The sequence below is a fragment of the Pseudomonas serbica genome (genome assembly GCF_028823535.1).
In the GTDB taxonomy this organism is placed as follows: Bacteria; Pseudomonadota; Gammaproteobacteria; order Pseudomonadales; family Pseudomonadaceae; genus Aquipseudomonas; species Aquipseudomonas serbica.
Genome location: NZ_JAQIYM010000005.1, coordinates 181,317 through 194,758, shown reverse-complemented (window position 1 = coordinate 194,758; position 13,442 = coordinate 181,317). Strand labels below are relative to the sequence as shown.

Below are 13,442 nucleotides of genomic sequence, written 5' to 3'. Positions count from 1 at the left end.
GCCCTCATCAACAGGAATTAAAATGAGCGAAAGCTTTGCGGAACTCTTTGAAGAAAGCCTAAAAACCCTGAACCTTCAGGCAGGCTCCATCATCACCGGTGTTATCGTTGATATCGATTACCAAGCTCGCTGGGTAACCGTTCACGCTGGCCTGAAGTCTGAAGCACTCATCCCGCTTGAGCAGTTCTACAACGACGCTGGCGACCTGACTATCAACGTCGGTGACGAAGTTCACGTTGCGCTGGACTCGGTAGAAGACGGCTTTGGCGAAACCAAGCTGTCCCGTGAAAAAGCCAAGCGCGCTGAATGCTGGATTGTTCTGGAAGCTGCCTTCGCAGCCGAAGAAGTGGTCAAGGGCGTTATCAACGGTAAGGTTAAAGGCGGCTTCACTGTCGACGTTAACGGCATCCGTGCGTTCCTGCCAGGTTCTCTGGTTGACGTCCGTCCAGTGCGCGACACCACGCACCTGGAAGGCAAAGAGCTGGAATTCAAGGTCATCAAGCTGGACCAGAAGCGCAACAACGTTGTCGTTTCCCGTCGTAGCGTCCTGGAAGCCGAGAACTCCGCCGAGCGCGAAGCTCTGCTGGAATCCCTGCAGGAAGGCCAACAAGTCAAAGGTATCGTCAAGAACCTCACCGATTACGGCGCATTCGTCGATCTGGGTGGCGTCGATGGCCTGCTGCACATTACCGACATGGCTTGGAAGCGTATCAAGCATCCTTCCGAAATCGTCAACGTTGGCGACGAGATCGATGTCAAGGTTCTGAAGTACGATCGCGAGCGCAATCGTGTTTCCCTGGGCCTGAAGCAACTGGGCGAAGATCCATGGGTTGCTATCAAAGCCCGTTACCCAGAAAGCACTCGCGTTACCGCGCGTGTAACCAACCTGACCGACTACGGCTGCTTCGCTGAGCTGGAAGAAGGCGTTGAAGGCCTGGTACACGTTTCCGAAATGGACTGGACCAACAAGAACATCCACCCTTCGAAAGTCGTACAAGTCGGCGACGAAGTGGAAGTTATGGTTCTGGACATCGACGAAGAGCGTCGTCGTATCTCCCTGGGCATCAAGCAGTGCAAATCTAACCCATGGGAAGATTTCTCTGGCCAGTTCAACAAGGGCGATAAAATCTCCGGCACCATCAAGTCGATCACCGATTTCGGTATCTTCATTGGTCTGGACGGCGGCATCGACGGCCTGGTTCACCTGTCCGACATCTCCTGGAACGAAGTTGGCGAAGAAGCTGTTCGTCGTTTCAAGAAGGGCGACGAGCTGGACACCGTTATCCTGTCGGTTGACCCAGAGCGCGAGCGCATCTCCCTGGGTATCAAGCAACTGGAAAGCGATCCGTTCTCCGAGTACGTTCAAGAGAACGACAAAGGCGCAATCGTTAAGGGCATCGTGAAAGAAGTTGACGCTAAAGGCGCCATCATCACCCTGGCCGACGATATCGAAGCGACTCTGAAAGCCTCCGAAATCAGCCGTGACCGCGTTGAAGACGCGCGCAACGTTCTGAAAGAAGGCGAAGAAGTAGAAGCCAAGATCATCAGCGTTGATCGCAAGAGCCGCGTAATCCAGCTCTCGATCAAGTCGAAAGACGTTGAAGAAGAGAAAGAAGCCATCCAAAGCCTGCGCGACAAGCCGCAAGCTGGTTCGGATGCTCCAGTAGCCACCACCCTGGGTGACCTGCTGCGTGCTGCACAAGCGGAAAAACAGAACTAAGTTCTGACTTTCTGTAAAAAAGGGCGACTTCGGTCGCCCTTTTTTGTATCCGAAATTTGGCCTGCATCCCGGGGCCTGATCTTCTGCGCCAAAGCCGCGAAACATTGGCCGGCCAAAACTGTCTGTTTCTTTAGCAGGATCAATCGCTTATTTGCAGCTAGTCTTAGCTTGGGGTAATCGACGCTCAGGCTGTGTGCCTGGCATAAGGATGTGAATGAAAAGGCTCGTGATCGTCATGGCAGTGCTGGCATTGGCGGGTTGTGCCACTGGTGCGAAAACGCATGCCGTGCGTGGGGTCAGTGGCATCGAGATCGATTGCTCAGGGCTGGGGTCGAGCTGGGAGAGGTGCCAAAAGCGCGCAGCCAAGGAATGCAAGGGTGCTGGCTACAAAGTCCTAGCGAGGTCCGATGACGCCAAGGAAGAGGAAGAGTTCTTCTTCGGTTTCAATCCTGCGGGCCTGGTTACGCGGACGATGCTGGTTATCTGCAAGTGAGTGGGCGGGCAGGGCAATGCAGTGCCCGGAGTAGAAAAAAACACGGTACAGGATGGGGCTGTTCAAATTTGTCAGGGCATGCTAAAACCTTTGAAGCGCTGATCTAGCTGCTTGAAAAAGAAGGGAAAATTATGACGAAGTCGGAGTTGATCGAACGAATTGTCACCCATCAAGGGCTGCTCTCATCCAAGGATGTGGAGCTGGCCATCAAGACCATGCTCGAGCAAATGTCACAATGCTTGGCCACCGGCGATCGTATCGAGATCCGCGGGTTTGGCAGCTTCTCACTGCACTATCGTGCGCCGCGGGTAGGGCGTAATCCGAAGACCGGTCAATCGGTTAGCCTGGATGGCAAGTTTGTACCGCATTTCAAGCCGGGGAAGGAATTGCGGGATCGGGTAAATGAGGATGAGGAGGAGGGGGTTTGACGACCTTTGAATTTCAAGGAGTTGGCAATGCGTAACTTGAAACGTGTGATGCTCGCCGTCGTCGTCTTGTTACTGGTCCTGGCGATTCTCGCGTTCGTGCTTGAGAACCAGCAGCCAGTTTCCTTGCTATTTCTTGGCTGGTCAGGACCGCATGTACCCGTTTCTCTGGCGGTACTCTCTGCGCTCTTGCTTGGAATGTTGATTGGCCCCTTCCTGGGGTGGTTCATCAGGCGCACATCCATACGTTCCAAGTATCCTGGTTGACTGCAGCACATGTCGAATTATGTGTTTTCCTTCAATTACTGCTTGTCTACATCCATTAGTAAAAACGTCACTAAGCTGTAAAATGCATCGATTGTTCGAAAGCGGCTCGTTCCGAGGTCGGGCGGACTGATTCTGCAAGTAGCCTCGGGTCATTGCTGGCTTTTGCATTCATGGATTAGACAGTGCTCGGTTGGCGGCCCTGTCGGTAACTCAAGGGTATGTTTTCGCGTGAAAATTCTAGTAACCGGCGGCGCCGGATTCATTGGTTCGGCGGTAATCCGTCATATCATTTCCACCACTTCCGATTCTGTCGTGAACGTCGATAAGCTCACTTATGCGGGCAACCTTGAGTCTTTGGCAGGAGTCAGCCAAGACCCCCGATATGTGTTCGAGCGCGTTGATATATGTGATCGTGACCAGGTCGATAGGGTTTTGCGCGAGCATCAGCCGGACGCCATCATGCATCTGGCCGCAGAATCTCATGTTGATCGCTCCATCTCCGGTCCGTCCGAATTCATCCAGACCAATATCATCGGTACATACACCTTGCTGGAAGCGGCGCGACACTACTGGCTGGCGCTCGAAGATGCGCGTAAAGCCAGTTTCCGTTTTCATCACATTTCGACTGATGAAGTGTATGGAGATCTGGAAGGTCCCGAAGACCTTTTTACCGAAACGACACCCTACCAGCCAAGTTCACCGTACTCCGCCAGCAAGGCCAGTTCCGATCACCTGGTTCGTGCATGGGCGCGCACCTACGGCTTGCCGACACTGGTAACCAATTGCTCGAACAATTACGGCCCCTGCCATTTCCCGGAGAAGTTGATCCCGCTGATCATCCTGAATGCGCTGGAAGGCAAACCGCTTCCTGTGTACGGCAAAGGCAACCAGGTGCGTGACTGGCTTTACGTCGAGGATCATGCCCGCGCACTGTACAAAGTCGTTACTGAAGGCGTGATCGGCGAGACGTACAACATCGGCGGCCATAACGAAAAGCAAAATATTGAAGTGGTGCATACCTTGTGCGCATTGCTTGATGAGCTGCGTCCAGATTCCGTGCATCGTCCGCACGCCAGCCTGATCACCTACGTCCAGGATCGTCCCGGGCATGACCAGCGCTACGCGATCGATGCAAGCAAAATTCAGCGCGAACTGGGATGGACTCCGCAAGAGACTTTCGAAACCGGCATTCGCAAGACGGTTGAATGGTACCTGGGCAATACCGAATGGGTAGAGCACGTCAAGAACGGCAGCTACCAGCAGTGGATCGACCAGAACTACACGGATCGCTCGAGCAAGACATGAAAATCCTTCTATTGGGTAAAAACGGCCAGGTAGGGTGGGAGCTTCAGCGTTCCCTGGCGCCACTGGGCGAGCTGATCGCACTGGATCGTCAAACGCATGATGGGTTGTCTGGCGATCTGTCTGATCTCGACGCGTTGCGCGCGACGATTCGTCAGGTCAAGCCAGACATCATCGTCAATGCGGCTGCCTATACCGCCGTGGACAAAGCCGAGTCGGACACCGAATTGGCGGATGCGGTGAACGGTCGGGCGACCCAGGTCATGGCTGAAGAAGCCGCTGCCATGAATGCCTGGCTGGTTCACTATTCCACCGATTACGTCTTTAACGGGCAGGGCACAACGCCCTGGCAGGAAACAGATCCTGTCGCTCCCGTTAATCATTACGGTTCCAGTAAATTGGCAGGCGAGCAGGCGGTAATTGCCTCTGGGTGCAAGCACCTGATTTTCCGTACCAGCTGGGTATACGGCGCTCGTGGTAACAACTTCGCCAAGACCATGCTGCGACTGGCCAAAGATCGCGAGACATTGAGCGTCATTGCGGATCAGATCGGCGCACCGACAGGCGCCGACCTGATTGCCGATGTTACGGCGTTGGCCATTCAGCAAGCTGTGCAGCGCCCAGAGTTGTCCGGCCTGTACCACCTGGCAGCCAGCGGGGAAGTTTCCTGGCATGGCTACGCGAGTTACGTGATCGAATTCGCCAAGGCGAATGCCGAACAACTGGCCGTCACAGCTGTCGATCCCATAGAAACTAAGGCGTACCCAACGCCCGCACGCCGTCCTCTGAATTCGAGACTGAATACTCGTAAGCTGCGTGACAATTTTTCCCTGCAGTTGCCGGACTGGCAAAGTGGTGTAACCCGAATGCTTATGGAATTTCTGAATAAATGACCACGACAAATCGTAAAGGCATCATTCTCGCTGGCGGTTCGGGCACACGTTTGCATCCGTTGACTCTCGGTGTATCGAAGCAGATGCTGCCGATCTACGATAAACCGATGATCTTCTACCCGTTGTCCGTGTTGATGCTTGCCGGGATGCGTGAAATTCTCATCATCTCCACTCCGGAAGACTTGCCATGCTTCCGAAAGCTCCTGGGTGATGGCAGCTTATACGGCATCAAGCTCACATACGCAGAGCAACCGAGCCCTGATGGCCTTGCGCAAGCATTTATCATAGGTGAGGAATTTATTGGCAGCGATCCATGCTGCCTGATCCTGGGTGATAATATTTTTTACGGTCAGCACTTTTCCGACAATTTACGCTCCGCCGCTGCCCAACAACAAGGCGCCACGGTATTTGGCTACCATGTTTCCGATCCGGAACGCTTTGGTGTTGTCGAGTTTGATAAATCTGGCCGCGCCTTGAGCATCGAAGAGAAGCCGCTTAAGCCAAAATCCAGCTACGCGGTCACCGGTTTGTACTTCTACGACAATCAAGTCGTGGAGATCGCAAAGAGCATTAAACCCTCCGAGCGTGGAGAGCTGGAAATCACCGATGTCAACCGTGCCTACCTGGAAAAAAATGCCCTGAATGTTGAAATGCTAGGGAGGGGTTTTGCCTGGTTGGATACTGGGACACATGACTCGCTGCTGGAAGCAAGCCACTTCGTTCACACCATCGAGCAACGGCAGGGTCTGAAAGTCGCGTGCCTGGAAGAAATTGCCTACAACAGCGGTTGGATCACTGCCGAGCAATTAGGCGCCCAGGCAGCATCATTAAAGAAAACAGGTTATGGGCAATACCTGCAGAAACTGCTGGATCATCCTTCCCATTGAGCCGGGATTATTGATTTCCATGCGGCTATCGGAATCGTGCACCGACGTCTGCTAGTAATAAATCCCAGTGGCACGCTTCACTGGGACGTACGGTTGCATGCGGTAGATAAATTGGCGTCTTCAATCGGTAATATCGATGTTGATCCTGATCGAAAGTAGCAGAACGGTCACCTGAAAATAGCCGGGCTTAGAACATCAACTTTTCCTGACGGTAGGACGGTGTCACTGCGTAACACCCGTTGTGCGAGTATTACCCCCAGGGAAAATCTGATGCTCAATGGGGCTGAAGGGGGAGCGCGGAATCTGATAAATGGATGCTGAAGAGGAAGAAGTTTGCATCCAATCCACCGAATTATTGAAAAGGTTTAACCTGATATGGCGAACAACCCGGCAACTACGCAGGGCGTGAATGAGATCAACCTGTATGAACTGGTTGCGGCGTTATGGGCTCAAAAAATTCTGATAATCAGCGTCGCCTTGATCGCGACCCTGGCGGCTGCATCGTATGCATTTTTCAGTAAGCCGGTCTATGAGGCGCGTGTTTTCCTCCAGCCGCCGACCTTGAACGGAATCGCCGATTTCAACTACGGGCGGACCAGAGATTCAGAGCTGACACCCTTTACGATCAGAGATGTCTATGACGTGTTCACACGATGCCTCCAGAGTGAAACATTGCGCCGTTCCTTCTTCAAGGAAGTCTATTTGCCGTCACTCCCCGAGTCCGAGCGCCGTGGGTCGCAAGATGTGCTGTATTCCAACTTCTTGAGAGATCTCTCCATCGGATTCCCGACGAAGGAGCAGCCAGATCGCTATTCAGTCGTCGCCCAAGGCGAAGACCCAATCCAGGTGACTGAATGGGTGAAAACATTTGCAGCCAGGGCGGGTGCAGCTGCCGAGAATGAAATGATTAAAAATACCACCCGTGAAGCGGAGGTTCGAGCCCGGAACCTTGGTCAGCAGATCAGCACAATCCAGGAGACCGAAAGCCGAATCCGCCAGGACTCCATTACGCGATTGCGAGAAGCGCTGACGATTGCCGAAGCGATTGGCTTGCAAAACCCTCCAATCATTACCGGCAATCTTTCCGCAGAGGTGTCTGCGGCAATGGATGGGCAGCTGACTTATATGCGCGGTAGCAAGGCGCTCAAAGCTGAAATCGAAAACCTGGAAAACCGTAAGTCGGACGACCCTTTCATAGAAAAGCTGAGAGCGTTGCAGATCAAGCAAAGCTTCTATCAAGATTTGCAGGTTAGTCCAGAAACCGTGTCGGTATACCGCCAAGACGGTCCGATCGAACAACCAGACCGTCCAATAAAGCCCAAGAAAGGCCTTATCATTCTCCTGGGGCTGGTCGTGGGCGCGATGCTGGGTTTCATGATCGCTTTGATTCGCTATTTGGTACTGACCAGGAAGGGGAGCTAATTTTGGGGTATCGGGACAGACGTAGTTGTTCAGAGGTCCATTCTGAAGGTTGATGGTCGCGTAGCCCTCCTGAGTGCACAAGCATTAGCTGAGACAGCGTTCTTGCGAGGTGCGGACGCTGTTTTGGAGGCTGTTGGCCCCCAATCTGAATTATGTAACCCACGCCAGCAACCTTGAGTCGCTTGCAGAGGCGGCATGATTTCATTACGTGAGTTGTTAGAATGTCCCTTAGAAAGAATACATTGTGGAACTTGATAGGTAGCGGTGCTCCATTTTTGTTGGGCGCTGTAACGATACCTTTCTTGCTCAATAGAGCGGGTGTCGAGGTTTTTGGGATTTTGACCCTGGTTTGGGTTCTTATCGGCTATTTTAGCTTGTTTGATTTTGGTCTTGGTCGTGCGCTAACGCAAACGGTCGCTAAAAAACTGGCCGGGGGGACAGGCGAAGAAGTTTCAAGAATTATAAATCTCGGTCTTATCATGGTTTTGGTAGCTGGGATATTTGGCGGCGCTCTTCTCGCATTGACTGCATTTCCTTTAGGTACCAAGTGGTTGAGTGTCAGCCCCGAGTTACAGCAGGATGTCGTCATCTCTCTATTTATAGCATCCGTAGGCATACCACTTACAACTTTGACGTCTGGTCTGCGAGGCGTATTGGAAGCTTATGAGGAATTTGGCAAGGTCAACGTTCTGAGGGTGTTGTTGGGGCTAGCAAATTTTGGTATGCCCGCTATCACCGTCTTGATTTGGGGCCCGATGTTGGAGTGGATGGTCGCGAGTCTGGTCTTGGCTAGATTTATTGTCTTTTTGGCCCACGGTTACCTGGTTCGGCAGAAGACAAAATTTTATTGGATCAAACCAAAATCGCACCCCGAAGAAGTCAAGGGTTTACTGACGTTTGGATCCTGGATGACCTTATCGAATCTCATCAGTCCTTTGATGGTGACTGCCGACAGGTTTGTAATTTCATCTGTTGTAGGCGCTAGTTTGGTCGCTTATTACACTGTTCCATTCGAAGTCTTGATCAGGTTTCTAATCCTGCCCGCGGCTTTGACTGCCGCGTTGTTTCCAAAGTTGTCGGCACTGATCGCGGTGGATATAGCAGGCGCCGAACGGCTTTTTAAGAAGTCTGCATTGCTCATAGCTGTCGTAATGTTGGTTATATGCGCAATTGCTTCAATAGGGTCGTTTTGGGGAATGACATTATGGCTGGGGCAGGACTTTGCGGAACATTCCTGGCGTCTGGCATCGATATTGGCAATTGGCATTTTGTTTAATTCTATTGCACAAGTTCCTCATGCTGCAGTGCAAGCTGCGGGAAATGTAAAAGGTACTGCGCTTGTTCATCTGGCAGAGTTCTTTATATATTTCCCCTGTCTTTTTATGTTCGTTCATAGTTTTGGCTTGATCGGAGCGGTTGTGGTCTGGGTTATGAGGGCATTCATCGATATGTCTCTAATGTTTGTGCTAGCGCACAATGTATTTTCAGGGAATAAGAAGGGGGCTATATGCGCCGCGAAGTAGCCATAGGGATAGTCGTATATAACGCCGGTGAAAACTTGCTTGATCGCTTGAAGATGGCTGTGTCGGCAGGCTATAGCGTTTATGTATTTGATAATTCACCTTCTTATGACTCGGTGAAGAAATTAGCTAAAAGCCTGGAAGGTATAAACTATTTTACCTGTGGTAATAATGTCGGCTTGGGCTATGGTATTTCGACCGTATGTGCCCAGGCGGAAGTGGATAATTTCCAGGCGTTGATATTTTTCGATCAGGACACGGGCTTCAGCGAAGATACCCTGAATTTTGTAGAGAAATTTTATTTGGATAGAAAGCAGCTGGTTTCCAAATACAGCGCTTTCTTGTTTAACTCAAAAAATCATTCCGACGCCTCCCTGAATTCGGATGGGCTGAGGGACGTCAATTTAGCGATTAATAGTGGTAGCCTGTATTTTCTGGAGAACTTGAAAAAACAGGGATGGCATGATGCTAGCTACTTTGTCGATGGTGTTGATTATAAATTCTGCCTAGAATCGGCAAAGCATAAAATGAAAATTGGCGAGTGTTCTTATACGCCAGGATTCGATCATGTGACGGAACAGGAAGATAGCCTTTATTCACTGTTTGGTAAGGACTATCAGCTCAGGCCTTATTCCTGGCGGCGCATCGTGGATACTTCAGTTTCCAGTGTGAGGCTGATTACGTATTCGCTGCTAAATGGTGAGTGGAAGTTTTTAAAGATATTGGTGCGATTGTTCGCGATTTATCTTGCTACTCAAGTCTATGTTCGAGTTGTCAATTTCTGGAGCCGTAATAAAAATGTCTAATTCGGGCAGTGTAGAAAATATAGATTATAAAGTTTTCACCGTCTGTAATTTGGCTTATTTGCCAAAGGCACTGGTGTTGGCTGAGTCACTATTGGCTTTCAATCATACAAAGCTGAAAATTTTTATATTCGATAAGAAGGTTGAGGGTGATCTGCCACATGACCTGGCAGACTTTGAGTGGGTAGAAGATCTCGGCTTGGAGAATTTTAGTCAGTACGCATTCAAGTACGACATCACCGAGTTTAGTACCAGCCTGAAGCCATGGTTGACACTGAGACTTCTTGAATCCGTAGAGAAAGTTGTTTTTTTAGATCCTGATACTTGTTTGTTCAATTCGCTTGATCCTCTGCTTAATCTGCTCGATGAGAAAGAAGTTGTCCTTACTCCGCATTATGTAACTCCTCACCCGGAAGGTGATGTAGGCATGATGAGGTTCGGGTCCTTCAATATGGGATTTTTTGCAGTAAATAGCTCGTCAGAGAGCATCAGGTTTCTGAAATGGTGGAACGAACGCTGTCTGGATCTTTGTTATTTTGAAACTCAGTTTGGATTATCCACTGACCAGAAATGGGTGAGCATTGCACCATGCTTTTTCCCGAATCTTCATATCTCCTTTGATCTTGGCTATAATGTGGCCTTTTGGAATGCGCATGAGCGCGTGGTTTCCAGAAATCCACAAGGTGGATATTTGATCAATAATCAATATCCCCTGATTTTCTTCCACTTCAGTTCATTTGATGAGAAGAATCCGGATTTGCTTAGTAAACGCGCATTTGCAGACAGAGAGTCGGGGCGAACAGACTATTCTGAGCTGGCTCATGGTTACAACACGTCGCTGCAGCGGTTGAAGATTCCGATCTCGAAAACCAAATACGGTTTTGATTTCATGTCTAATGGCGATTATATTTCGCCGACGTTGCGCCGTGCATACGCGAGTGTCTTAGATGATCTGCCATCTGGTCATGATCCGTTTGACTCAAATGGACCAGTCGCGGAGTTTGCAAAAAAGAACTATTTGGTCAGTGATAAGTTAGGGTATCAGCCAAGTGGTTTTGGTGATATAGCAAGTAACAAAGGGAAGTTTGTACTGGTTAACAAGCTTATGAAAATGGCTCTTTATGCCCTTGGGCCAAACCGATTCATGAACTTTTCCCGTTTGCTCGTGTATCTTTCGAGTTTCCGGTTGAATCGGGATATGTGGAAACTGTAATTGAAGGGGCTTGCAGTGGTGAGGGTCAGTTCGAACAAAGCTGACCTTTAGGACTGTCAAGTACGGTTGGACGCGCTTGAGGGGGTTGGCAAAATCCCTCTTCGCGCCTGGTCCTACAGTTTTTCTATCTGAATCGCGCGGATCTGACATTGAATATTCAAGTCGAAAATTCCAGGGCACCAAAGCTAGGCATATTGGCAATTTATTTGTTGTGGATTGCCTGTTTGTTTGATCCGATTGGGCAAATTTATCATCTTAAATTTGTAGCAATAGGTCTTGTTTATATTGTTCTTGGGCTAACAATCATTCTAGAAAGTACTAGAATTCGAATTGATGTATTTTATGTTTTTGCATTCGTCCTGGTTGTTCTTTATCTTCCTGCTTATGGGTTGATAATGGCTGTTTTGCAAGGAGGTGTGTCAGGAGCGTTTATAGATACATCTTATATTTCGGCTTCTGTATATATGGTCTGCTCTCTATTGTATTTGGCGCCTGGGTATTTGCCTTGGGCCTATCGCGCGCTGGTTGTATCGTTGCGGCTTTTATGTGCTGTGATTCTAATCAGCTTCCTGTTTATCGCGACCGATACGTTTACTGACTTTGTGTACTTTTTTGTTGCCAATGGAGTGGCTTACATTGGCGAGCGAGAGTATGCGGGTGTTGCGTTTTATTATATTTATTATATCGCATCGCCAATGCTGATTTTTCTACTGTGCCATGAGACGTGGAAAATGTTGGACAGGCCGTCACTAAAAACATGCCTGCCTCTACTTTTTCCTATCGTCGCTTTATTCCTGTCTGGTACCCGGGCCAGCATTATTTTATCGTTGTGTGCTCCTGTTTTCGTGTGGATGTGGCATCGCTTTGGTCGAGGTGCCATTGGGCTTATATTCTTTTCCATTATCCTGGCCTTCACAGCGTTGTTATTTATTGATGTGCCTATCGTCAACGAGATGTTCGGGGCTGGTGAGCAGAGTAACGCTACGAAAATAGGATACCTCAGCAGTTACGGTGAAATTTTCACCAGTCCTCAGGTGGTGTTGTTTGGTCAGGGATTCAACGCGCATGTGTGGTCACCTGTCTTGCAGAATATGTTGCCGGAAGGTGCCAGTAAAACAGAACTGACATATGTGGAGATGCTTAGAGTATTTGGTCTATTTGGCTGCGCAATGCTGGTCTTTTTGCTCGCATACCTGTCGCTCAGCGCAAAAGTGGCGAAGTCTGCCTATCCATGGATTGCTCCTTCAATATTCCTGTATTCGGCAATATCTGCGATCAATCCCTACATATTTTCTTCAAATGGGATGCTTTTGATAGGTTTTGCGACGGCGGCCATTGCATTTGCGCCGTCGGCAACCGCCCAGAAGTCAATGCCGGACATGAGTCACAATGGATCGGTTGTCCCTAATGGGCTATGATTATGCAAGTACATACTTTTTGACTTTATAAGGGCTTGGCGATGTTCGAAAATAAAACACTGCTTATCACGGGAGGCACGGGTTCCTTTGGGAATGCCGTATTGAAAAAATTCCTGTCTACAGAGATCAAAGAGATTCGGATTTTCAGCCGGGATGAGAAAAAGCAAGATGATATGCGTAAGCGCTATGCCAGTTCGAAGCTGAAATTTTACATAGGCGATGTTCGTGACTATCAGAGTGTTCTGAACGCAACTCGTGGTGTGGACTATATTTTTCATGCCGCAGCACTAAAGCAGGTTCCTTCCTGCGAATTTCATCCTATGGAGGCGGTGAAAACCAATGTTATAGGTACTGACAACGTGCTTGAAGCTTCGATTCAAAATGAAGTTAAGCGTGTTGTGTGCTTGAGCACGGATAAAGCCGTATACCCTATCAATGCAATGGGTATTTCAAAAGCCATGATGGAAAAGGTCATGGTCGCAAAATCCCGCAATGTCGATGAAGCTAAAACAGTTATTTGCGGTACGCGTTATGGCAATGTGATGGCCTCGCGTGGGTCGGTGATTCCGTTGTTTGTTGATCAGATTAGAGCAAAGCAGGCGTTGTCAATTACAGATCCAAACATGACGCGTTTCATGATGACTCTGGCCGATGCAGTGGATCTAGTCTTGTATGCGTTTGAGCATGGGAACAATGGAGACCTCTTCGTTCAGAAGGCACCAGCCGCGACAGTGGAGACGCTTGCCCGCGCGTTGACTTCGATGTTGGGACAGCCCGAGCATCCTATTCAGATTATAGGCACACGACACGGCGAAAAGCTCTATGAAGCCCTGTTGAGTCGGGAAGAAATGGCCTGTGCGGAAGACATGGGTGAATACTTTAGAGTGCCGCCAGATTTGCGTGACTTGAATTACAGCAAGTTCGTAGAACAAGGTGAGGAGAAAATTTCCACTATGGAAGATTATAACTCCCACAATACCGAGCGCTTGGACGTTGAGGGTATGAAGAAATTGCTCTTGAAACTTGATTTTATGCGTGCTATCCAGCGCGGCGAACACGCAGTGCCCGAGGAATAAAGA

Annotated in this window: 13 protein-coding genes; all 13 read left to right on the top strand. The window is 49.6% G+C overall.

Annotated features, from left to right (window positions below):
* Positions 1-22 precede the first annotated feature (22 nt).
* Positions 23-1,720: a 30S ribosomal protein S1 gene (gene rpsA / locus NQL71_RS09895; protein WP_046819431.1), complete on the top strand. Its 1,698-nt coding sequence runs from the start codon at positions 23-25 to the stop codon at positions 1,718-1,720.
* Between the two features lie 214 nt (positions 1,721-1,934).
* Entirely contained in the window at positions 1,935-2,213 is a 279-nt protein-coding gene (locus NQL71_RS09890) for a lipoprotein (protein WP_046819432.1), read from the top strand.
* A gap of 131 nt (positions 2,214-2,344) precedes the next feature.
* The gene (gene ihfB / locus NQL71_RS09885; RefSeq protein ID WP_003218804.1) at positions 2,345-2,641 is read left to right on the top strand and encodes an integration host factor subunit beta; all 297 of its coding nucleotides are present in this window, start codon (positions 2,345-2,347) and stop codon (positions 2,639-2,641) included.
* A gap of 27 nt (positions 2,642-2,668) precedes the next feature.
* Entirely contained in the window at positions 2,669-2,905 is a 237-nt protein-coding gene (locus tag NQL71_RS09880) for a lipopolysaccharide assembly protein LapA domain-containing protein (RefSeq protein WP_274642591.1), read from the top strand.
* 228 nt (positions 2,906-3,133) lie between these two features.
* A complete protein-coding gene (gene rfbB / locus NQL71_RS09875) occupies positions 3,134-4,210 on the top strand; it encodes a dTDP-glucose 4,6-dehydratase (protein WP_274642590.1) in 1,077 nt (358 codons plus the stop codon).
* Positions 4,207-5,100 (top strand): dTDP-4-dehydrorhamnose reductase, encoded by an 894-nt coding sequence (rfbD, locus tag NQL71_RS09870; RefSeq protein WP_274642589.1) that lies wholly within the window; start codon positions 4,207-4,209, stop codon positions 5,098-5,100. Before rfbB ends, rfbD begins: the two co-directional genes overlap by 4 nt.
* Positions 5,097-5,987 (top strand): glucose-1-phosphate thymidylyltransferase RfbA, encoded by an 891-nt coding sequence (rfbA, locus tag NQL71_RS09865; protein ID WP_274642588.1) that lies wholly within the window; start codon positions 5,097-5,099, stop codon positions 5,985-5,987. The genes rfbD and rfbA overlap by 4 nt, the downstream gene beginning before the upstream one ends.
* Before the next feature lie 375 nt (positions 5,988-6,362).
* Entirely contained in the window at positions 6,363-7,409 is a 1,047-nt protein-coding gene (locus tag NQL71_RS09860) for an LPS O-antigen chain length determinant protein WzzB (protein WP_274642587.1), read from the top strand.
* Between the two features lie 221 nt (positions 7,410-7,630).
* Positions 7,631-8,932, top strand: coding sequence for a flippase (locus NQL71_RS09855; protein ID WP_274642586.1), 1,302 nt, complete (start codon positions 7,631-7,633; stop codon positions 8,930-8,932).
* Positions 8,917-9,735, top strand: coding sequence for a glycosyltransferase (locus tag NQL71_RS09850; RefSeq protein ID WP_274642585.1), 819 nt, complete (start codon positions 8,917-8,919; stop codon positions 9,733-9,735). The genes NQL71_RS09855 and NQL71_RS09850 overlap by 16 nt, the downstream gene beginning before the upstream one ends.
* Complete coding sequence (locus NQL71_RS09845) at positions 9,728-10,945, top strand: glycosyltransferase (protein ID WP_274642584.1); 1,218 nt, start codon at positions 9,728-9,730, stop codon at positions 10,943-10,945. The genes NQL71_RS09850 and NQL71_RS09845 overlap by 8 nt, the downstream gene beginning before the upstream one ends.
* Positions 10,946-11,094: 149 nt before the next feature.
* Complete coding sequence (locus NQL71_RS09840; protein WP_274642583.1) at positions 11,095-12,363, top strand: hypothetical protein; 1,269 nt, start codon at positions 11,095-11,097, stop codon at positions 12,361-12,363.
* A 41-nt stretch (positions 12,364-12,404) separates the two neighbouring features.
* Positions 12,405-13,439 (top strand): polysaccharide biosynthesis protein, encoded by a 1,035-nt coding sequence (locus NQL71_RS09835; RefSeq protein WP_274642582.1) that lies wholly within the window; start codon positions 12,405-12,407, stop codon positions 13,437-13,439.
* The last annotated feature ends 3 nt before the right edge of the window (positions 13,440-13,442 follow it).